This is a genomic window from Ruegeria sp. CL3 (assembly GCF_056536505.1).
In genome coordinates, this window is the sequence record NZ_JBQFPT010000013.1 from 37851 (window position 1) to 58001 (window position 20151).

The following is a 20151-nucleotide window of genomic DNA, read 5'->3' on the forward strand; positions in this document are numbered from 1 at the left end:
CCCCGCCTTTTTGCCTGACGTGATCTGATCGCTCCTGATCTGTCAACTCTCCTGATCGTTAACCGACCTGCTCCAACAGCCAGTCATGAAACAACCCAGCCGCCGGGTTCGAGCTATTCGCGGATAGAAAATACCCCTCATTGCTGTCGATCGACCCGCTATGGGCACGCTCTACCATGCCCGTATCAAGCGCATGTTTCGCAATAAGCTCACTCACCAAAGCCACGCCACCCCCGTGTGTCGCCAATTGAAGCGCCATGCCAAAAGTATCCACAAAAACGGTGGGTTGTCTTTGCAACCCCTGACTCTCCAACCACCGGCCCCAGCCGCCAGATGTCCCTACAGCTTCGATCAGAGGCAGGTTCGATATGTCACCGGACAAGGCCGGAGATTTAAATGGCACAAGCCGGTCCGGCATCAGGCGAACAGCCCCCTGCCCCACCTGTTTCTTCGATCCAAACCGCACCTGCACATCCGCTTGGGAGGCATTGAAATCATCCGGCCAAATCGCGCTGAGCAGCCGCACTCGGATGTCCGGGTGCTGACGCGCAAACGCGGGCAGATGTGGGGCGATGACCCATTGCGCGATGCTGACCGAGGTCGCGACTGTCAGAACGTCGCCGGATGCGTTGGTGTCGACCTGCCCGGCAGCAACAGCCAGCGCCTCAAGCGCCTTGCCAACCTCAGGCAACAGCTTTCTCCCCGCATCCGTCAGCGCCAGACTGCGCGGATGGCGCACAAAGAGGGATGCGCCCAACCGCAATTCAAGCGATTTCACCTGCTGGCTGACGGCCGATTGGGTCAGCCCGATTTCCTCGGCCGCGGCGGTAAAGCTGAGCGTGCGGGCGGCGGCCTCGAAGGATCGGAACCAGGTCAGGGGGGGAAGTGATTTTGCCATAGGCCAAGCCAGTCATTAGTCTTGTTAATATCAAAGCACATAATTCTATCATTTGTCAAAAACCAGCCCCGTTTCTAACGTCGGCCCGCGCGACAGGAGAAGTTTTATGCAGCCGGAAATACGCAAAATCGTAACCTATGACGAAGAGGTTCTGGTCGAGGGGTTTCGCCCCGCGAAGACCCCATGGCGCATGTTCGCAGTGGCCGCTGTCGTCACTAACCCATGGGCTGGCCGATATGTCGAAGACCTGAAGCCCGAGATTCAGGCCTATGGTCCCGTTCTGGGTGAGATGATGACCAAGCGCATGATCGCGCTGGCTGGCAGTGGCGATGCGATCGAGGCCTATGGCAAGGCCGCAGTGGTTGGTCTGAATGGCGAGGTCGAGCATGCCTCGGGCCTCATTCACACTCTGCGCTTTGGCAACCACTACCGGCAGGCCGTCGACGCAAAGTCTTATCTGGCCTTTACCAACACCCGAGGGCCCGCGAATGCTCCGATCATGGTGCCGCTGATGGACAAGAACGACGCCGGGCGGCGCTCGCACTATCTGACCATCCAGTTTGCGATCCCCGATGCGCCACGCGACGACGAGATCGTTGTTGTGCTTGGCGCAGCGACCTCGGGCCGGCCGCATCACCGTATTGGAGACCGCTATCAGGACCTCAAGGATTTGGGCCATGACGTGGACAACCCGGCCGCGGTCTGAGATCGGCGGCCTCGCAGCAATCCAGACCGGCGCGGGGCCGAATGTCCTGTTGCTGCATGGTGTCGGTTTGCGCGCCGAGGCCTGGGGAGCCCAATTTGACGCGCTGGCATCGGTGGCGTGTCTGACCGCACCGGACATGCCCGGTCAAGGCGAAAGCCCTTTGGGCGACCCGCGTGAGGATATTTCGGAATATACCGAGGCCGCGTTGCGCGTTCTGGATCGGCTGGACGGGCCGACACTCGTCGTCGGTCATTCCATGGGCGCAATGATTGCGCTGGATCTGGCAGCCAAAGCACCTCAGCGGATCGCGGGCGTTGTTGCTCTGAACGCGATTTTCGAACGCGATTCTGAGGCTACACGGGCCATACAAACCCGCGCCGCCGCGCTTGATGGCAAGACACCGAGCGACCCGACGGGGACCCTCTTCCGTTGGTTCGGCGACACGGAATCGCCCGAGCGTACAGCCTGTCAAAACTGGCTGACGGCAACGAACCCAGCTGGGTACAAACAGGCCTATACCGTCTTTTCCAACAGCAAAAACCCGCGCCGTGATGAGTTGAAAAAGATCCTCTGCCCAGCGCTGTTTATGACCGGTGAACTTGAGCCCAACTCGACCCCCGCCATGTCACGCGCCATGGCGAAGCTTGTTCCAAACGGGCGGGCGCAGATCGTCAAGGGTGCCGCTCATATGATGCCGATGACCCACGCCGCAGAGGTTAACGCCGCCCTTTTGACCTTTCTGAACGAGGTGCAACAATGACCAGTCTCGACCCTCGCGACCTGCGGCGTGCCTTTGGCAGCTTTATGACCGGCGTCACTGTTGTGACGACGCGCGACACCTCAGGCACGCCGTTGGGGTTTACTGCCAATTCCTTCTCATCCGTTTCTCTGGACCCGCCGCTTTTGCTGGTTTGTCCGGGCAAGAACCTGTCCTCCTACGATGCCTTCGCGAGCTGCGAGTATTTCGCAGTGAACATTCTGGCTGAGGGGCAAGAGGATGTCTCAAACACGTTCGCCGGGTTCAAAGGCGATCGGTTTGCCAAAACCGCGCACCAGTTGGACGCCAATGGCGTCCCTCTTCTGGATGGCGCAGTTGCAACGTTTTCCTGCCGGGCGCATCAGGCCATCGAGGCCGGAGATCACTGTATTCTGATCGGAGAGGTTGGGGCGTATTCCTATGCCGAAACCCGAGGCCTCGGATACGCCAACGGGCAGTATTTCAGCCTCGGCCTGGAACGCGGCGCATTCGAGGCCGCAGACCGATCCGTTGTCTGCGGCGCGATCATCGAATGCAACGGAAAGGTGCTGTTGGAGAAAACCGCATCCGGATACCGCCCGCCGCAGATCAGCTTGTCGGATCATCAAGCCCTGCGCGAAAGCCTGCAGCAAGACTTGGCAGCGCGCGGGATCGCAGCGCAGTTGGGTGCGGTCTATTCCGTCTATGACGATGCCACGACCCACCATGTCTATACGCTCGCGTCGGCACCGGCTTTGCCGCTCAACAGCAACCTTGAAGCGGTTGCCATCGAAAACCTTGCAAACCTGACTTTCGCAACCCCGGCCATCGCCACCATGATGTCCCGCTTTGCGTTTGAAAGCCTGACCCGCGACTTTTCCCTATACCTCGGCGACGCGCAGCGGGGTGATGTACATACCCTCTCGGAAAGGACTGAATGATGGAGTTTTCCCTCTTTGCTCATATGGAGCGGCTCAATCCCGAACAGCCCCATGAGAAACTGTATGAAGAGTTCATCGAGCTTTGCAAAATGGCCGATGACGCCGGTATGCGCGCGGTGTGGACGGGCGAGCATCACGGGATGGATTTCACCATCGCGCCCAATCCATTGATGTCCTTGGTCGACATCGCGCATCACACCAAAAAAATCCGCCTTGGCACCGGCACGGTCATCGCGCCCTTCTGGCATCCGATCAAACTGGCCGGTGAAACCGCCGCAGCCGACCTGATGACCGGGGGACGCATCGAACTGGGTATCGCACGCGGAGCCTATTCCTACGAGTATGAACGGCTGATCCCCGGCATGGATGCCTGGGACGCGGGCCAGCGCATGCGGGAAATAGCCCCCCTGTTGCCCAAATTGTGGGAGGGAGATTGCGCCCATGAGGGAGAGTATTTCCAATTCCCCGCCACCACCTCTGCGCCGAAACCCGTTCAGGACGGAGGACCTCCGATCTGGATCGCCGCCCGCGACCCGAACAGCCATGAATTCGGCGTCCAGAATGGCTTCAACATTCAGGTCACGCCTCTCTGGCAAGGCAACGCTGAGATTGAGAGTTTGATGGGCCGCTTCAATGATGCCTGCGCCAACTATGACGGGCCGCGCCCGAAGATCATGCTGCTTCACCACACCTATGTCGGACAGGACGCCGCTGATGTGGATCACGCCACGCGTGAACTTTCGCGCTTTTACAATTATTTCGGCGCGTGGTTCCAGAACAAGCGCCCCGTACATCAGGGGCTGATCCAAACTCTGACCGATGAGGAAATGGCCGGCAACACCATGATGGCACCTGAAAACATGGCCCGCGATCTGACAGTTGGCACGGCTGAGCAGGTCACGGATCGCCTGAAGCACTATGAAGACCTTGGCTATGATGAATACTCGTTCTGGATCGACAGCGGCATGAGCTTTGAGCGCAAGCGCGCCTCGCTGGCGCGATTCATCGACGACGTCATGCCAAAGTTTCAGTGAGGACCCGAGATGCAACAAAACCCGCACTATCAGCTTTTCATCGACGGAACCTGGACCGAAGGCGCCAACGGGCAGGTGATGAACTCGCAAAACCCTGCTACGGGCGAGGCATGGTCCAGTTTCGCCTGCGCCGCGCCCGAGGATGTGGATCGCGCCATCTCGGCGGCGCGTCGATCCCTGAGTGACCCGGATTGGCGGGATCTGACCCAGACAGCGCGCGGCAAACTGTTGTTCCGGCTTGCCGAGCTGATCGAACAAAATGCCGAACGCCTCGGCGAGATTGAGACGAAAGACAGCGGAAAGCTTCTGGCCGAAACGGCAAGCCAGACAGCCTATGTCGGCGACTACTATCGTTACTATGCTGGTTTGGCCGACAAGATCGAAGGTGCGGTGCTTCCGATCGACAAACCCAACCTGCATGTCTTTACTCGCCGCGAACCGATTGGTGTCGTCGTCGCAATTGTGCCCTGGAACGCGCAGATGTTCCTGACGGCAACCAAGCTGGGACCAGCCCTTGCCGCCGGATGTTCGGTGGTGCTGAAGGCCTCTGAGATTGCGCCCGCTCCGATGCTGGAATTCGCGCGTCTGGTCGAGGAGGCGGGCTTCCCGCCCGGCGTCGTCTCGGTCATCACGGGCGATGCAGAAAACTGCGCCATCCCCCTGACTCGACACCCCGACGTGGATCGCATCGCCTTTACTGGCGGCCCGGAAACCGCGCGCCATGTGGTTCGCAACTCGGCCGAAAACTTCGCCGTAACCACGCTGGAGCTTGGGGGAAAATCCCCGATTTTGGTATTTGACGATGCCAATCTGGACGGGGCCGCAAATGGCCTGATCGCAGGCAATTTCGGAGCCTCTGGGCAAAGCTGCGTCGCGGGCTCACGTGGTTTGATACATCGCCCAATTCTGGAGGCCTTGGCAGCCAGGATCGAAGAGAAGATGAAAAACGTCATCGTAGGCGACCCGTTGAACGCCGCAACCCATATCGGGCCGCTTTGCACCAATGCGCAGATCGCCAATATCAAGACGGTACTGGCAAAATCCTCCGATCAGGGCGCGCGCATCCGGTTTGGGGGCGCGCCCCTCGACCGGCCCGGAAACTTCATGGCGCCCACTCTGGTCGAATGTGCGTCACCCGAGACCGAGACCCTGAAAGTCGAGATGTTCGGGCCCGTCATGTCCCTGTTGCCCTTCGACACCGAGGAAGAAGCAATCGCTCTGGCCAACGAAACCCCGTTCGGGTTGGGATCGGGCGTGTTCACCGAAAATGTCGCCCGCGCGCACCGGGTGTCGTCCCGATTGAAGGCCGGTATTTGTTGGATCAACACCTATCGAGCGGTGTCGCCCATCGCGCCGTTTGGCGGCTACAACCAATCTGGCTATGGCCGCGAAGCGGGGATCGAGGCCATTCAGGACTACACACGCACCAAGACCGTATGGCTGAACACCTCTGATCAACCCATGTCGAACCCGTTTGTGATGCGCTGAGCGTGGCGATAGATTTCGCCCTCTTCTCCACAACCCTATGGCCCTTCTGAAAATTATCCCACACTATGGCGCAAGAATAGCGGTTGGAGACTGAAGAATGAGCGCACATGGATATGAAGGCGGTCGGTTAAACTTGCCCTTTGTTGGGATCTCAACCTTTGGCAAATATCCCTATGTCAGCGACTGGGATGCGATCGACGCTGATGTCGCGATCCTTGGCGCTCCGTTCGACTTTGGCACACAGTTCCGGCCCGGCGCGCGGTTCGGGCCGCGCGCCATCCGCGAAGCCTCGACCCTGTTTTCCTTCGGGCATGGCGGCGCATACGACCACGAGGATGACATCACCTACCTGCCATCGGAAACCACCCGGATCGTGGATCTGGGCGACGCCGACATCGTGCATACCAGCACCGAAAAAAGCCACCAGAACATAAAATTTGGTGTCGAAAAGTGCCTTGAGGCCGGGGCCTTGCCCGTGGTTCTGGGCGGAGATCATTCGGTCAACATCCCCTGCATTGATGCCTTTGCTGCGGATTGCGAAAAGAACGGCCCCATTCACATTGTTCAGATCGACGCGCATCTGGATTTCGTGGATGAACGGCACGGGGTTCGGTTCGGGCATGGAAACCCGATGCGGCGCGCGGCGGAGAAACCCTATGTCTCGGGCCTGACGCAAATCGGCATCCGCAACGTCTCATCGACCGCAAAAGAGGGCTATGAGGATGCCCGTCGTATGGGGTCAGACATCCTGTCTGTTCGCCAGTTGCGCAAACTGGGGACCGAGGCTGTTCTGGATCGGATACCGGAGGGCGCCAGGTACTACGTCACCATAGACATCGACGGGTTCGATCCCTCCATCGCGCCCGGCACCGGCACACCCAGCCATGGTGGTTTCCTGTATTACGAAGTGCTCGAACTGCTCGACGGTCTGACCAAGCGCGGTGATGTGGTGGGTTTGGATCTGGTCGAAGTGGCCCCGGATTATGATCACACGGGCAGCACCGCCATTCTGGCGGCACAGATCCTCATGAACACGATTGGGCGTATTCTGCACCACAAAGGTTCGCCCAGCGCGGGGTAAGAGCAGGTTTTCGGACTAAAGCTCGGTCTTTCAGACCGATTTCTGCTGCATATGCGGAGAGGTTCCGAAATACCGGCGGAAGCATTTGGAGAAATAGCTGGCCGAGCCAAATCCGCAGGCGATGGCCACATCCAGCACCCGCATATCGGTTTGCTGCAACAGGGTGCGCGCACGCTCGAGCCTCAGACGGGTCATATAGTTCTTTGGGCTTGTGCCGACGTAGCGCTGAAACAGGCGCTCAAGCTGTCGGGTCGAGAGGCCCGCGCTTTCGGCCACGACACTGGGCGACAGCGGGTTTTCAAGGTTTTCGCGCATGATCATGATGGCGGTCGCCAGTTTCTCATGACGGCGGCCAAAGCGGAACAGATCCGTCTGCGTCTGCCTGCCGTCCTTTGGACGCACCGACGCATATAGCAATTGATCCGCCACGCGGGAGGCAACAGTCTGACCACAGGCCTGACCGATCAGCGATGAAAACAGGTCGAGCGTGGTGACACCTCCGCCGCAGGTCGCAATCGGGCCTTCATCCACAAAGACCGAGCAGTTGGATTCCACCGTCGGAAACAGCTCAACCATCACAGGTTGCTGTTTCCAATGCGCGCTCAGGCTCTGGCCACTGGCCACCCCGGCCATGGCCAGAATGCCGGACCCACCCCCGATGCCACAAAGCTGAACGCCGAACCGACGCCCCTGCCGCAACCAGGATTTCAACTCGTTCGAGATCGACCGATCCACGGTCATCGGCCCGCAAATGACGATACAATCGCCCCGGCGGGTCTTGATCAAACCGCCATCAACAGAAACCGTCATCCCCGAGGATGAGGTCACCGCCTCGCCGGTTTCGCTCACGATACTCCATTCGAAAACAGCCCTTTCGGAGGCGGCATTCGCCGCCCCCAATGAGTCGATCCCGGCCCCGAGGTCCAAAGCAGAGAACCCCGGCGTCAGCAGGAAAATGAACCGGTTCAGTTCATACACCCGCGTGCTTGCATCTGCAAAACTGATCTCGGGACGACCCATTCCGGCTTTCCTTTCTTACGCCCGCATATTGGCGCCATTGGCGTCATAGGCGGGTGCACCCAGAACTTCGGCGTCGTAGAACTCACCCAGGATTTCCACCTGAAGCTTGGTTCCCGGAGCAGCGCTCTCGGTTGCGACGTAGCCCATCGCCATCGACTTGCCGACGCGGTGACCGTAGCCGCCGGACGAGACATAACCGACCGCTTTGCCATCTTTCAGGATCGCCTCGTCATTCGAGACGTCGATGCCGTCCACGTCGATGGTCATGGTGACGAGCTTGCGGGCAACGCCGTCTTCCTTGAACTTCAGCGTCGCATCCTTGCCAACAAAGTCCTTCTTCCAGTTGATGAAGACATCCATGCCGGATTCGACCGCGTTGAAGTCGGGACGGAAATCGGTGGTCCAGACGCCCCAGCCTTTTTCAAGGCGCAGCGACATCAGCGCGCGTGCACCGTACCATCGATAGCCCAGATCGGCCCCGGCCTCTTCGATCGCCTCGGCCAGACGCAGCAGGTACATCGGCTTGCAGTAGATCTCAAAACCAAGCTCGCCCGAGAACGAGATACGGTTCAGGATCACCGGCACGCCGCCCACGAAGGTCTGGCGCAGATCACGGAACTTCAGCGCCTCGGCGCTGACGTCGTCGCGGGTGATACGGGCCAGCAACTCGCGCGATTTCGGGCCAGACAGAGCGATCCCGTGCCAGTCGTCCGAGACATTGGCATAGATCACATCCGCAGGCAGGTCCTTTTCGAACCAACGACGGTGTGCATCCTGCATCGCGCCCGAGCCGAACAGCATGAAGTGGTCATCGCCCAGACATGCCACGGTCAAGTCCCCATAGAGACGGCCCTTTTCGGTCAGCATCGGGGTCAGCGCCAGACGGCCCTGTTTCGGGACGTAACCGGCCAGAGTGCGGTTCAGGTAGTCGCGCGCACCGGCACCCTTGAACTCGTGCTTGGCAAAGTTGGCAATTTCGATACCGCCGACAGCCTCTTGCACCGCTTTCACCTCGCGCGCCACGTAATCGTGGCTGCGGTTTCGCTCGAAAGTCGGCGTTTCATGCGCGTCTTCGGCGTTGTCGGCAAACCACAGGGCGTTTTCCAGACCAAAGCCCTGCCCCATCACGGCGCCCTTTTCGACCAGACGGTCATAGAGCGCGGTGGTTTTCTGCATCCGGCCTTTGGGCAGCGTTTCGTTCGGGAAGGTCATCACGAAACGACGCTCGTAGTTTTCCGAGGACTTGATGGTGCCCCAGTCCGGCGTTGCGAACTCGCCAAAGCGGGCCACGTCCATCGCCCAGACGTCAATCGAGGGCTCGCCGTCGATCATCCATTCGGCCATCGTCAAGCCAACGCCGCCACCCTGACAGAAGCCCGCCATGACACCCACAGCGACCCAGTAATTCTTCATGCCCGGAACCGGGCCGATCATCGGGTTGCCATCGGGGCCAAAGGTGAACGGGCCGTTTATGGTGTCCTTGATACCGGATTCGCCGATGGCGGGGATACGCTCGAACGACATTTCCAGGCGGTCGGCAATCCGGTCCAGATCGGGTTGCAGAAGCTCGTGGCCGAAATCCCAAGGGGTGCCATCCACTTTCCACGGAGTCGATTTCGGCTCATAGGTGCCCAGAAGCATGCCGTGGCGTTCCTGACGGAAGTAAATGTTGGCCTCATAATCGATGCCCGCGGGCAGACGACCGGCTTCGCCCATGCTTTCCATGCGGTCTTTGATCATCGGGATCGCGTCGGTGATCAGATAGTGGTGCTCCATCGGCTGTACGGGCAGATGGATGCCCGACATATGGCCCACTTCGCGCGCCCAGAGGCCGCCGCAGTTCACGACCTGCTCAGCGTTGATGACGCCTTTGTGGGTGGTCAGATCCCAGCTGCCATCGGGGCGCTGGCTCATCGAGGTTACACCGCAATGGGTGAAATACTGCGCGCCGTGGTGACGGGCGGATTTGGCGAAGGCGTAAGTTGCGCCCGAGGGATCGACATCGCCATCCTGCTCGTCCCAGAGGGCGGCGTGATAGTGTTTGGGGTCGATCAGCGGGTGACGCTCGGCCAGTTCCTGCGGGCTGATGAATTCCTGATGCAGGCCCATGTAGCGCGCTTTCGAGCGTTCACGCTTGAGGTAGTCGTACCACTCCTTGGTCGACGCCGCGTAGAAACCGCCGGTGATATGCATGCCGACCGAGTGGCCCGAGGTTTCCTCAATCTCTTTATAGAGATCGATGGTATAGCTCTGCAGGCGCGAGATGTTGGGATCCGAACTGATCGTGTGGATCTGACCCGCCGCGTGCCAGCTGGATCCGGATGTCAACTCGTCACGTTCCAGCAGGACAACGTCTTTCCAGCCGAACTTGGCCAGGTGAAAGAGGATCGAACAGCCGACAACGCCGCCGCCGATGACAACGACCTTGGCGTGGGAGGGCAGCTTTTTGCCAGACGTGGTTTCGTCTTTTTGAATCTCAGGCATGGGAATTTCCTGTGTCGTTTTCTTGTGGTGATGGGGGAAGGAGGCTGTCTGCCCCCTTTTGAGCCTGCGGCTCAATTCACCCCCGAAGGTATTTCTGGCCAGATGAAGGGATCCCGGTTTTAGTACCAGGCGTCCGGGATCTCTTCTTTGCGTTTGGCCACATAGGCGGCCAGTTCTTCTTTTTTGGCCTCGTCCATGGCGGGGGGCTGGTATTCGTTCAGCATCTGGTTCCAGCGCTCATAGGCGCGGCGGCGCATGTCCTTGGAGCCGCCCTCTTCCCAGCTTTCGACGTTTTCGCTGTCGCTCAGCTTGGGTTCGTAGAATGCGGTTTGGTAGTTGCGCATTGTGTGGGCGCAGCCCAGGAAGTGACCGCCTGCGTCGACCTCTTCATAGGCGTCACGGGCGAAGGCGTCGTCGCTCGTGTCCAGCCCCTGATTGAGGACCTTTTGGTACGAGCCGAGACGATCCGCATCCATGATCAGCTTTTCAAATCCAGTACAAAGGCCGCCCTCGAGCCAACCGGCCGAGTGCAGAACGAAGTTTGCACCGGCCAACATGGTCGAATGCATCGAATCCGCCGATTCATACGCAGCCTGCGCGTCTTCGATCTTGGAGGCCGTCAGAGAGCCACCGCAACGCAGCGGCAGACCGGCACGGCGGGCCAGTTGGCCGATGGCGTAGTTCGAGATTACAGGTTCGGGCATACCAAAGGTCGGTGCGCCCGATTTCAACGACATGGACGACAGGAAGTTGCCCAGAACAAAGGGCGCGCCGGGGCGCAGCAGTTGGACGTAAGCGCAGACCATCATCGCCTCGGCCATGGCCTGTGCAACACTTGCGGCAGTGCTGACCGGACCCATAGCGCCGGACAAGATGAACGGAACCACGATCATGCCTTGGCCGCGCGTCGAATAGACCCGTGCCGCTTCGGTAACAACGCGGTCGACAAGGAGTGGAGAATTCGTGTTCACGTTGCCCATAATGACGCAATTGTCTTCCATGAAATCCGCGCCGAAGATGATCTCGGCCATGTCGACACTGTCTTGCGCGCGGCTCATCTCGGTGATGGCACCCAGATGCGGCTTATCGCTGAGGGTCATATGCGCGAACATCATATCGAGGTGACGCTTGCTGACCGGCACGTCGCAGGGTTCGCAGGTCACGAAACCGCCATGGTGCAGGTTCGGATGCAGGTAGGTCAGTTTCACCAGCTTTTCGAACGACTCGATATCGCCGTAGCGGCGACCGCCTTCCAGATCACGCACGAAAGGTGCGCCGTAGACAGGCGCAAAAACCTGATTGTCATCACCGATGACAACCGAACGCTCGGGGTTGCGCGCCACCTGCGTGAAGCTTTTGGGTGCGTTGGCACACAGGCTGCGAATCCATTGTGCGTCGGCCCTCACGATATCACCTTCGACCCGCGCCCCTTCGCGGCGCCACAGCTCCAGCGCTTCGGCGTCGTCGCGGAAGGCGATTCCCACGTCCTGGAAAATCCAGTCGACCTGAGCCTCAAGACGGGCCAGATCTTCCTCGTTCAGAGGATCAAAGAACGGCAACTTTCGTTGGATATAAGGGGAGGCCGGGACAGAACCGGCCTCGGAACCGCGGGAACGGGATTGACGTGCGCGCCGAGCCATTAATAGCACTCCATTTTTTGGGTGCATATTAATCACCAAGAAAACGCATGTGACGCTTGAAAATTTGAATGCTTAGCATAAACACAGTTTATGCAAGAACTCTGGAAACAGCTTGGCTCCCCTCGCAATTTGGTCGTATTCGAGGCCGCCGCCCGTCTTCAGTCCTTTACCCGCGCCGCGCAGGAGCTGAACGTGCAACAACCCGCCGTCAGCGTTGCCATTCGCAGGCTGGAAGAAGGCTTGGGAACGCCTCTTTTCACACGCGGTCACCGTCAGGTCGTCCTGACCGGAGCGGGCGAGCGACTGCTGGCTGATGTCTCGCGGGCATTCGAGCAATTGGCGCTGTCGGTTGAGTCCATCCGACAGACCAAACAGGCGGGCTATGTCACCCTCAGCGCATCAACGGCCTTCAACAACTATTGGATCATGCCGCGACTTGCCGATCTGCAAAGCCAGCATCCGAAGATCGACTTGCGCCTGCAATCCAGTGACCGGGAACCGGATATCGACGCGGAAAACATCAGCCTTGCGGTGCGTCTGGGGGATGGAAACTGGGCGGATTGCGAAAGCGCCCTGATCGCGCCCGAGGCGATCTATCCCGTCGCCTCGCCCCGCGTCATGGCCGCCGCAGTTGATCTGAGAAGCCTGCCCAATCTCCTGTCCCAACGCCTCATTCATCTGGAAGAACCCATTCGTCAGCGTCCCAGTTGGAGCGATTGGTTCGCCAATTTCTCAATCAGGACGGCAGTTCCGAACACGGGGCTGCGGCTGAATGACTATGCGCTTGTCCTGCAGGCGGCGATGGCCGGTGAGGGGTTTGCCTTCGGCTGGAAACACCTGACCGACCGTCTTGTCGATCAGGGTCTGCTGGCTGCCCGATCCGATTGGCAATGGACGACGGGCAAAGGGTTCTATCTCGTCTGGTCCAAGAAAACCCCTCTGTCCGATGATGCGCGAAAGGTAAGAGATTGGATTTTGCGCACTCTGGACGAGGCCGCCTAAGTGCGGCAAGCCATTGAGTGGCGCGCGCTCCCGCCCCGAATATGCGTCAGGACGCTGCCCGCGGATTCCCACGTCTGTCTAGGGCAGAACCAATGGACCTGACGTCAGGGGCGAATTTTTCACAAAATGAACGAATTTCTGTCTTGAAGAAGCAAGGGTTTACGCGTCTACGGAAGGAAAACAGGTTACAGGTTGAAACGAGACTTGAATGCCAGATTTCAGCATCGTCGGCGGCGCATCCACCACATTCACGGACACAACCCCCGGCGGGGGGTTTGTCATCGACTTCAGGCTGCTCGACAACAGCTTCAGCGTGCAGATCAACGGTGTTGATCTTTTTGTCGGCGGCCCCGCCGGAGCACCCAATGAGCTACAGTTCCAGATTAGCGGGACCTCAGGTCAAACCGTGCGATTTGCAGATGGCGACCGGTACGAGGTGAATACGCCCGCCGTTTGGCAACTTCAAAACTCGGACACTGATCCTGTTGTCAGGCTCGAGGTGAACCCAGACGGTACCATCGCCCTGTTCGGCGTGAAGTCCAACGATGGCGCGCTTGTTCCGCTGGAATTGTTCAACGGCCTAACCGTCAACACCGACGCAATCGCCGCCGCCTGGAACGAGGATGGTGACAACACCATCGAAATCGATCAGGTCGTGACCGGCCCGACCAATGCGAGCGGTGAATTCGAGGATGTACCCTGTTTTGCATCAGGAACACTGATCGAAACATCAGAGGGGTTTATCCGGGTCGAGGACCTGAAGGTCGGTGATCAGGTCCTGACATATGACAACGGGCTGCGGCCGGTTTGCTGGATTGGCTCTCGTTACCTGAGCCAAAACCAACTTGAGGACAAGCCTCATCTCAAACCCATTGTGATCAGGGCGAATGCGCTGGGTCCTGGCTATCCGCAGCGCGATCTGATCGTGTCGCCACAGCACCGGATTTTGGTTTCGTCCGCCATCGCCAAGCGGATGTTCGACTGTCAGGATATCCTGCTGCCCGCAAAGAAACTACTACCGTTGAGCGGTGTCGATGTTTTGGACAACCTGTCTTGTGGAGTTCGGTATCACCACATCCTGTTCGATCAGCATGAGATCATCTGGTCCAACGGCACCCCCACGGAAAGCCTCTTTCTGGGGCCACTGACCATGCAGGCCATCTCGCCCGAAGCGCGGCAAGAGATCAAAGAGCTGTTTCCAGAATGCGCGACGATTGATTTTCGACCGCTGACGGCACGGTTGGTGCCTGGAAAGGGCAAGTGGATTTCGAAGCTTGTCGAGCGTCACCGTGGGAACTGCAAACCCCTGTTCGACGGTCAGGCTGCCCACAACTGAGCAGGGCCCCCTGCCCCGGCAACCACGCGCTTGGCCCAGGCCGGGGTTGCTGGCAGAAAAGGGTTGCTATCGCCCCCTTCATCAAGCAAGCCTGCAGACAACGGACAGCCAATCTCATTGGATACAATCGACAACAGACCCTTTGATCTGGGCAGATATGAGCCAAGTGACAGTTTCGCCGGACCCCAGAAGGAAACACGCCACGCCCGCCCAAGACGAAATCGGCGGGTCCTTGTGAACGGCGGAAATCCGGTGCAGGTCCTCAACATTCCGACCGCCGACGGAAACCCCTATCAGCGCAATCTGATGTATCGCTGCGCAGCAGACAGGGTCGAGTTTGTCGGCGGCGGCAAAGGCGCACTTTTGAGTTTGGATGCAGCCAAACACCCAGTAACCCATCTACATTGGGATGACCGGATCTTTGGCCGTGACGCAGATGAGCAAAACAATACGGACCTTTTGCACAAAGCGGAACTGTCGATTGACAACTACCGCGCGCAGGGTGGTCGGTTGGTCTAACGCCCGCCCGCCAAGGTGATCAGCCTTGACGGTTTTCGCCAAGCCCGCCGATCGCTGGTCAAACGGGTCGACGCAATCCACGTTCACGCCCCCCATGCCCGCGACCACATGATCTCGGAATACGGGGCCGACCCGAGCCGCATTCATGTGATTTCCCATCCAAGCTACCTCGGGTCGTATGAGCCGCAAGACATCACGCTGGCGCGCCCCATGCCGGATCGCAGCCCAACCGCGTTTTTGTTCTTCGGAATGTTTCGAGGAGAAAAAGGGGCAGAACGCATCCGGGACGCCGCCGCTAAGCTGACAAAGCGGGACTATGACTATAGTCTGAACATGTACGGCAAGGCTTTCGGCAGCCAAAGACGGTTGCTGAGGCGCCTAGGCTGGAATGAGAACATTTCGCTCAGAACCGACCGTATCCCGGATGAGGAGATCCCCCAAATCTTCTCGAACGCGCATTTCTTTCTAGCCCCCTATTCCGAGCTGTTCAGCTCGGGCACTGTTTCACTGGCCTTAAGTTTCGGATTACCGATCATCGGCCCTGCCCTGCGCGAAATGAAGTAAATCACGCCGCCGGAACTGCATGAGACAACACTCTATGACCCAAGCTTGCCCCGAGGGTTGATCCGCGCCATGATCCGATCGCTGCAGATGGAAACCTCAGAGTATCAGAGGCTGCGACAGGCCTGTTTGAATCATGCGCAAATGCACTCGCCCGAGGTGATAAGCCCCAAGCTGATGAACATCCTTCTTGAACACCAACCAGACCGGCCCACGACATGATCGATACCTCGTCTGATCCTTCGCCAACTGTGCGGGCTGAGGGTAGATCTCGCGCAAAAAGAGCTATCTTTGGTTTGGCCGAGGCGAATGTAAAACGGCGTTATGTGGGTGGATACAGGTTCTCAGAGCTCGTCTCTTTCATGGGTCAGAACGGGTTTGAAATTCTGGATTTCCCCAGATCCATTCGTCAGGAGTCTGATGACTGCGATGTTCTTTTCGCCCGCTATGACAGCGCGCGTTTTGACTTTTGATGCTTTTGAGAACCCCATTGATCCAACACTGCCGAAGGCATGGCAGGTAAATGGTGTGTCAGGACAAGCTTAAGGTTTGAAACCGGCACAACGCATCGCATGATCGGTGCGGTCTTCGCGAAAGGCTAGACAACATATACAATTCCGATTTCATGATTGTATGGTTCAACAAACCGTCCAACGCGACCAGAGGTTAACACCCGGAGGGACCCCGTGCTGAATTTGTCGATCCCCATACCCTTGATATTGGCGGCAATGCTGCCTGCGGTTCTGGACCGATGCTCTGCCTCGGATACGAGCGTGGCCCTAGGTGTTCTGGCACGCGACCGCGTCGCATTGACTGCGACGGCCAGCGAAATCATCGTCGATTTGCCAGTTGCCGAAGGCTCGGTCGTCATGGCCGGAGATACGCTGGTTCAACTTGATCCCACATTGCAGACCGCAAAGCTGAACCTGGCTCAGGCGGAACTGGAAAAAGCAAAAGCCACCCTTTTGAAGCTGCAGGTCGGGCCGCGCGAGGAAGAGATCGCAATTGCCCAAGCCAAGGTCGCCGGGGCTACCGCGCGATTGGCCGATGCTGAAGCAATCTATGAACGCAATGCCCGTTTGGTTGAAAACTCGGTCGTGACCGAGGCGCAGGTCGCAAATGATCTGGCCTTGCGGGACTCTGCGCGTGCCGAATTGGTCGGTGCTCAGGAAACGTTGAAAGAGCTTCAGAACGGCACCCGCCCCGAAGATCTCGCCGTCGCCGAAGCCAACGTCCGCGCAGCCGAAGCGTCGGTTGACGCGGAACAGACCGTATTGGAGGATCTGACCGTTGTCGCAACACGCGACGGCGTCTTGGACTCGCTGCCCTGGAACCTTGGTGAACGGGTGACAACCGGCAGCCCCGTGGCCGTTCTGGTCACGGGCAAGACGCCCTATGCCCGCGTTTATGTGCCCGAACCGCATCGCGTGAACCTGAAACCCGGCGATACGCTGGAGGTGAATGTCGACGGGCTGGATGATCCACTGGAGGGCGTGGTCCGTTGGATCAGCGACGACGCATCCTTCACCCCTTACTATGGGTTGAACCAAGATGACCGGACGCGGCTTGTCTATCTGGCCGAAATTGATCTGCCCTCAGCGTCGCCGGACCTGCCTGCCGGGGTTCCAGTGCAGGTTCCCATGCCATGACGGATGTCGTTGTGTCGACACGCGGCCTGACCCGGCAGTTCGGAACAAACACCGCCGTCAACGATCTGGATCTTGAGATCAGAACAGGCCAGATCTACGGGTTTCTCGGCCCCAACGGCTGTGGCAAGACCACGACCATGCGCATGTTGACTGGGCTACTGACACCGACCAGCGGATCCATCTCGGTTCTTGGTCGATCCATGCCTGAGGCGGCAGAACCGCTGAAGAATGAGATCGGGTACATGACCCAGATCTTCTCCTACTACCGCGACCTGACCGTGCTGGAAAACCTCAGGTTCGCGGCGGAAATCTACGGTATCCCGGTAAAAGCAGCGAAAGATCGGATCGACGAGCTGCTACACACCTACGACCTGACGACCAACGTAAATCAACTCAGCGGCAGCATGAGCGGAGGGCAGCGGCAAAAGCTGGCCCTTGCGGCCACCATCCTTCACCGGCCAAAACTACTTTTTCTGGACGAGCCGACCTCAGCCGTTGATCCCGAAACACGCCGCACATTCTGGGAGCAATTGTTCGATCTGGTCGATCAGGGTGCGACCATGATCGTTTCTACGCACTTCATGGATGAGGCCGAGCGCTGCCACCGTCTGGCCATCCTTCAGCATGGTGTCAAGAAAGCGGACGGATCACCGCGCCAGCTTATGAATGATCTTCAAGCTGACGTTGTCGAGGTCGAAGGCCCGGATCTGCGCAAGGTCAAACATGAGCTGGACGGCACGCCGAAGATACTGTCGACCGCTCAGGTCGGCTCTCGCTTACGGGTTCTGGTGGACAAAGCCGAGCCTCAGCCGGTGGACATGCTGCGCGCCCGGCTTGAGGGGTTCTCTGATCTGTCCCTGACACCCCAGAGGCCAAATCTTGAGGACGTCTTTGTCAGCGCCACGCGGGGGGAAGACCCATGATCTCGGCCCGCCGGATCGCAGCCGTCCTCAGGAAAGAGCTGTTGCAACTGCGGCGGGACAGGATGACCTTCGCCATGGTCATCATGATCCCGCTGATCCAGCTTTTGTTGTTCGGATATGCGATCAACACAAATCTGCGCCACGTGCCTGTGGCCGTCGTCGATCAATCCCGAACCGAGCTGTCCCGCATGTTGACGCAGATGGTTCAGGCCACACAGGTCGTGACCGTCACCGAGCACCTGACAACCCCACAAGAGGCCGAGCGCGCGATCACGCAATCCCGCGTGCGGGCCGCGCTGATCATCCCCCCGGACGTCAGCCAACGCCTTGCCCGCAGCCCCTCTGTCGGCCTGGGCTTTCCCAATTCGACAGATCAAACCAGCAGTCGACCCGTTGCGCACTGGATCGTCGATGGCTCGGACACGATGGTGGCAAGCGCGATCAAATCCCTGCGGACAATGCCCTTGACCGAATTGCTGAGGTTGCCTGCCAACCGGCAGGTTCCGACGTTTGAGGTGACGCTATACTTCAACCCCGAACAGCGATCCGCAGTCAATATCGTGCCAGGTCTCGTAGGAGTGATCCTGACGATGACGATGATCCTGTTCACCTCGGCCGCGATCGTTCGGGAACGCGAACGCGGCAATATGGAGATGCTGATCAACACACCGATCAAGTCGATCGAATTGATGCTGGGCAAGATCATCCCCTACATCTTTCTGGGTCTGATCCAGGTCGCGATCATTCTGGGGCTTGGTCATCTTCTGTTTGACGTCCCCATTAACGGAGGGCTGGGCACATTGCTGGTGGTGACGCTGTTGTTCATCATCGCCAGCCTGTCGCTGGGGCTGGTGATTTCCACTCTGGCCCAGAACCAGCTTCAGTCGATGCAGATGACCCTCTTTATCCTGCTGCCGTCCATCCTCATGTCGGGGTTCATGTTCCCGTTCGACGGTATGCCTCAACCGGTTCAGATCATCGCACAGGTGTTGCCGGCCACGCATTTCATGGAAATGATCCGGGGCGTGGTTCTGCGCGATGCCTCTCTCTATGATCTGCGCTCGGAGATCCTGTGGATGATCGGCTTTGCCATTTTCGGATTGCTGGCAGCAACGCTGAGGTTCAAAAAGCGCCTGGGCTAACGAACCATCTGGCGCTTGAACTGCGTGTCAGGTAAATCGCCGCCCTACCTCGGTTTGCTTTGCAAGCGCTCAGCCGGGAGGCGTGGAAATCGCAGGCGAGTTGTTCAATCCAAGGCCCGAAGTCTTTTTAGCAAAGACGAGGTATCCCAGCGGCCACCGCCGAGTTTCTGCACGTCCTTGTAAAACTGATCAACCAGCGCAGTCACCGGAAGGCTCGCCCCAGTTTCATTTGCAGTATCAAGACAAATCCCCAGATCTTTGCGCATCCAGTCCACTGCAAACCCGTGGTCAAAGTGGTCGTCCAGCATCGTCTCGTACCGGTTGGCCATCTGCCAGCTTCCGGCTGCGCCTTGGCTGATAACCTCGACGACCGCACGCCCGTCCAGACCGGCTTTCTCGGCAAAATGCAGGGCCTCGCTTAGACCCTGAACCAGACCTGCAATCGCAATCTGGTTGCTCATCTTTGTCATCTGACCCGCACCGCTTTCGCCAATCCGACGGCAGATCTTCGAATAGACCTGCATGATCGGCTCGGCTGCATCATATACAGACTGATCCCCACCGCACATGATCGAAAGGACACCGTTTTCGGCCCCCGCCTGACCGCCCGAAATCGGCGCGTCCACAAAGCCCAAACCCTGATCCTTCGCCGCCGCATACAACTCGCGTGTGACTTTCGCCGAAACGGTCGTGTGGTCCACGAGCGTAGTGCTTTGCGACATCCCCGAGAACGCTCCGTCTGCCCCCGTGCAAACGCTGCGCAGGTCATCGTCATTCCCCACACAGGTCATGACAAATTCTGCCCCCTCAGCCGCCTCGCGCGGGGTTGCCGCCATCGAGCCACCATGTTCGGCAACCCAGGCTTCGGCTTTGGCTGCCGTCCGGTTGAAAACCGTCACGTCGTGGCCTGCGGCCTGTAAGTGGCCTGCCATCGGATAGCCCATCACGCCCAGGCCGAGAAAAGCAAGTTTAGCCATTAGTTAAATCCTCT

General features: G+C 58.8%; 19 protein-coding genes. 14 read left to right on the plus strand and 5 right to left on the minus strand.

The features are described 5' to 3' along the window. Positions 1 to 58: 58 nt before the first annotated feature. A complete protein-coding gene (locus ACR0NO_RS18345) occupies positions 59 to 898 on the minus strand; it encodes a LysR family transcriptional regulator (RefSeq protein WP_480725003.1) in 840 nt (279 codons plus the stop codon). A 106-nt stretch (positions 899 to 1004) separates the two neighbouring features. Here ACR0NO_RS18345 and ACR0NO_RS18350 point away from each other — a divergent pair, with 106 nt between their 5' ends. The 6 genes from ACR0NO_RS18350 to speB all read left to right on the plus strand — a co-directional run bounded on the left by ACR0NO_RS18350 (position 1005) and on the right by speB (position 6884). Continuing rightward, entirely contained in the window at positions 1005 to 1604 is a 600-nt protein-coding gene (locus ACR0NO_RS18350) for an amino acid synthesis family protein (RefSeq protein WP_170473740.1), read from the plus strand. Continuing rightward, complete coding sequence (locus tag ACR0NO_RS18355) at positions 1576 to 2364, plus strand: alpha/beta fold hydrolase (protein WP_480725005.1); 789 nt, start codon at positions 1576 to 1578, stop codon at positions 2362 to 2364. Before ACR0NO_RS18350 ends, ACR0NO_RS18355 begins: the two co-directional genes overlap by 29 nt. Continuing rightward, positions 2361 to 3281, plus strand: coding sequence for a flavin reductase family protein (locus ACR0NO_RS18360; RefSeq protein WP_480725007.1), 921 nt, complete (start codon positions 2361 to 2363; stop codon positions 3279 to 3281). Before ACR0NO_RS18355 ends, ACR0NO_RS18360 begins: the two co-directional genes overlap by 4 nt. Beyond that, on the plus strand, positions 3281 to 4315 hold the full coding sequence (locus ACR0NO_RS18365) for an LLM class flavin-dependent oxidoreductase (RefSeq protein ID WP_480725135.1): 1035 nt from the start codon (positions 3281 to 3283) through the stop codon (positions 4313 to 4315). The genes ACR0NO_RS18360 and ACR0NO_RS18365 overlap by 1 nt, the downstream gene beginning before the upstream one ends. A 9-nt stretch (positions 4316 to 4324) precedes the next feature. Beyond that, a complete protein-coding gene (locus ACR0NO_RS18370) occupies positions 4325 to 5803 on the plus strand; it encodes an aldehyde dehydrogenase (RefSeq protein ID WP_480725008.1) in 1479 nt (492 codons plus the stop codon). Between the two features lie 97 nt (positions 5804 to 5900). After that, entirely contained in the window at positions 5901 to 6884 is a 984-nt protein-coding gene (gene speB / locus ACR0NO_RS18375; protein ID WP_480541522.1) for an agmatinase, read from the plus strand. Positions 6885 to 6914: 30 nt separating this feature from the next. Here the strand turns inward: speB and ACR0NO_RS18380 are convergent, their stop codons facing one another. From ACR0NO_RS18380 to ACR0NO_RS18390, 3 genes are all read right to left on the minus strand, one after another. Next, positions 6915 to 7904 carry a GlxA family transcriptional regulator gene (locus ACR0NO_RS18380; RefSeq protein WP_480725010.1) on the minus strand — a complete coding sequence of 330 codons (990 nt, stop codon included), beginning with the start codon at positions 7902 to 7904 and terminating at the stop codon, positions 6915 to 6917. Between the two features lie 15 nt (positions 7905 to 7919). Continuing rightward, entirely contained in the window at positions 7920 to 10388 is a 2469-nt protein-coding gene (locus ACR0NO_RS18385) for a GcvT family protein (RefSeq protein WP_480725012.1), read from the minus strand. Positions 10389 to 10507: 119 nt separating this feature from the next. Beyond that, a complete protein-coding gene (locus ACR0NO_RS18390; RefSeq protein WP_480725013.1) occupies positions 10508 to 12028 on the minus strand; it encodes a trimethylamine methyltransferase family protein in 1521 nt (506 codons plus the stop codon). Positions 12029 to 12118: 90 nt separating this feature from the next. Between ACR0NO_RS18390 and ACR0NO_RS18395 the strand changes: the two genes are divergently transcribed. From ACR0NO_RS18395 to ACR0NO_RS18430, 8 genes are all read left to right on the plus strand, one after another. Beyond that, positions 12119 to 13030: a LysR substrate-binding domain-containing protein gene (locus ACR0NO_RS18395; RefSeq protein ID WP_480526186.1), complete on the plus strand. Its 912-nt coding sequence runs from the start codon at positions 12119 to 12121 to the stop codon at positions 13028 to 13030. A gap of 208 nt (positions 13031 to 13238) precedes the next feature. Next, positions 13239 to 14366, plus strand: a complete 1128-nt coding sequence (locus ACR0NO_RS18400) for a Hint domain-containing protein (protein WP_480725014.1) — start codon at positions 13239 to 13241, stop codon at positions 14364 to 14366. A gap of 252 nt (positions 14367 to 14618) precedes the next feature. After that, entirely contained in the window at positions 14619 to 14885 is a 267-nt protein-coding gene (locus tag ACR0NO_RS18405) for a hypothetical protein (protein ID WP_480725016.1), read from the plus strand. A gap of 15 nt (positions 14886 to 14900) precedes the next feature. After that, the gene (locus ACR0NO_RS18410; RefSeq protein ID WP_480725017.1) at positions 14901 to 15449 is read left to right on the plus strand and encodes a glycosyltransferase; all 549 of its coding nucleotides are present in this window, start codon (positions 14901 to 14903) and stop codon (positions 15447 to 15449) included. Positions 15450 to 15664: 215 nt separating this feature from the next. Then, entirely contained in the window at positions 15665 to 15919 is a 255-nt protein-coding gene (locus ACR0NO_RS18415) for a hypothetical protein (RefSeq protein WP_480725019.1), read from the plus strand. 213 nt (positions 15920 to 16132) lie between these two features. Further along, on the plus strand, positions 16133 to 17095 hold the full coding sequence (locus ACR0NO_RS18420; RefSeq protein WP_480725021.1) for an HlyD family secretion protein: 963 nt from the start codon (positions 16133 to 16135) through the stop codon (positions 17093 to 17095). Next, positions 17092 to 18018 carry an ABC transporter ATP-binding protein gene (locus ACR0NO_RS18425; protein ID WP_480725022.1) on the plus strand — a complete coding sequence of 309 codons (927 nt, stop codon included), beginning with the start codon at positions 17092 to 17094 and terminating at the stop codon, positions 18016 to 18018. The genes ACR0NO_RS18420 and ACR0NO_RS18425 overlap by 4 nt, the downstream gene beginning before the upstream one ends. Further along, positions 18015 to 19160 carry an ABC transporter permease gene (locus ACR0NO_RS18430; RefSeq protein WP_480725023.1) on the plus strand — a complete coding sequence of 382 codons (1146 nt, stop codon included), beginning with the start codon at positions 18015 to 18017 and terminating at the stop codon, positions 19158 to 19160. The genes ACR0NO_RS18425 and ACR0NO_RS18430 overlap by 4 nt, the downstream gene beginning before the upstream one ends. Before the next feature lie 104 nt (positions 19161 to 19264). On the opposite strand, the gene ACR0NO_RS18435 is transcribed toward ACR0NO_RS18430, so the two are convergent. Continuing rightward, positions 19265 to 20137, minus strand: coding sequence for an NAD(P)-dependent oxidoreductase (locus ACR0NO_RS18435; RefSeq protein ID WP_170380358.1), 873 nt, complete (start codon positions 20135 to 20137; stop codon positions 19265 to 19267). Positions 20138 to 20151 lie beyond the last annotated feature (14 nt).

Excerpts from the sequence above, each read along its gene's own strand:
- ACR0NO_RS18345 (WP_480725003.1), bottom strand. The coding sequence starts at position 898 with ATGGCAAAATCACTTCCCCCCCTGACCTGGTTCCGATCCTTCGAGGCC.
- ACR0NO_RS18350 (WP_170473740.1), top strand. The coding sequence starts at position 1,005 with ATGCAGCCGGAAATACGCAAAATCGTAACCTATGACGAAGAGGTTCTG.
- ACR0NO_RS18355 (WP_480725005.1), top strand. The coding sequence starts at position 1,576 with ATGACGTGGACAACCCGGCCGCGGTCTGAGATCGGCGGCCTCGCAGCA.
- ACR0NO_RS18360 (WP_480725007.1), top strand. The coding sequence starts at position 2,361 with ATGACCAGTCTCGACCCTCGCGACCTGCGGCGTGCCTTTGGCAGCTTT.
- ACR0NO_RS18365 (WP_480725135.1), top strand. The coding sequence starts at position 3,281 with ATGGAGTTTTCCCTCTTTGCTCATATGGAGCGGCTCAATCCCGAACAG.
- ACR0NO_RS18370 (WP_480725008.1), top strand. The coding sequence starts at position 4,325 with ATGCAACAAAACCCGCACTATCAGCTTTTCATCGACGGAACCTGGACC.
- speB (WP_480541522.1), top strand. The coding sequence starts at position 5,901 with ATGAGCGCACATGGATATGAAGGCGGTCGGTTAAACTTGCCCTTTGTT.
- ACR0NO_RS18380 (WP_480725010.1), bottom strand. The coding sequence starts at position 7,904 with ATGGGTCGTCCCGAGATCAGTTTTGCAGATGCAAGCACGCGGGTGTAT.
- ACR0NO_RS18385 (WP_480725012.1), bottom strand. The coding sequence starts at position 10,388 with ATGCCTGAGATTCAAAAAGACGAAACCACGTCTGGCAAAAAGCTGCCC.
- ACR0NO_RS18390 (WP_480725013.1), bottom strand. The coding sequence starts at position 12,028 with ATGGCTCGGCGCGCACGTCAATCCCGTTCCCGCGGTTCCGAGGCCGGT.
- ACR0NO_RS18395 (WP_480526186.1), top strand. The coding sequence starts at position 12,119 with ATGCAAGAACTCTGGAAACAGCTTGGCTCCCCTCGCAATTTGGTCGTA.
- ACR0NO_RS18400 (WP_480725014.1), top strand. The coding sequence starts at position 13,239 with ATGCCAGATTTCAGCATCGTCGGCGGCGCATCCACCACATTCACGGAC.
- ACR0NO_RS18415 (WP_480725019.1), top strand. The coding sequence starts at position 15,665 with ATGATCGATACCTCGTCTGATCCTTCGCCAACTGTGCGGGCTGAGGGT.
- ACR0NO_RS18425 (WP_480725022.1), top strand. The coding sequence starts at position 17,092 with ATGACGGATGTCGTTGTGTCGACACGCGGCCTGACCCGGCAGTTCGGA.
- ACR0NO_RS18430 (WP_480725023.1), top strand. The coding sequence starts at position 18,015 with ATGATCTCGGCCCGCCGGATCGCAGCCGTCCTCAGGAAAGAGCTGTTG.
- ACR0NO_RS18435 (WP_170380358.1), bottom strand. The coding sequence starts at position 20,137 with ATGGCTAAACTTGCTTTTCTCGGCCTGGGCGTGATGGGCTATCCGATG.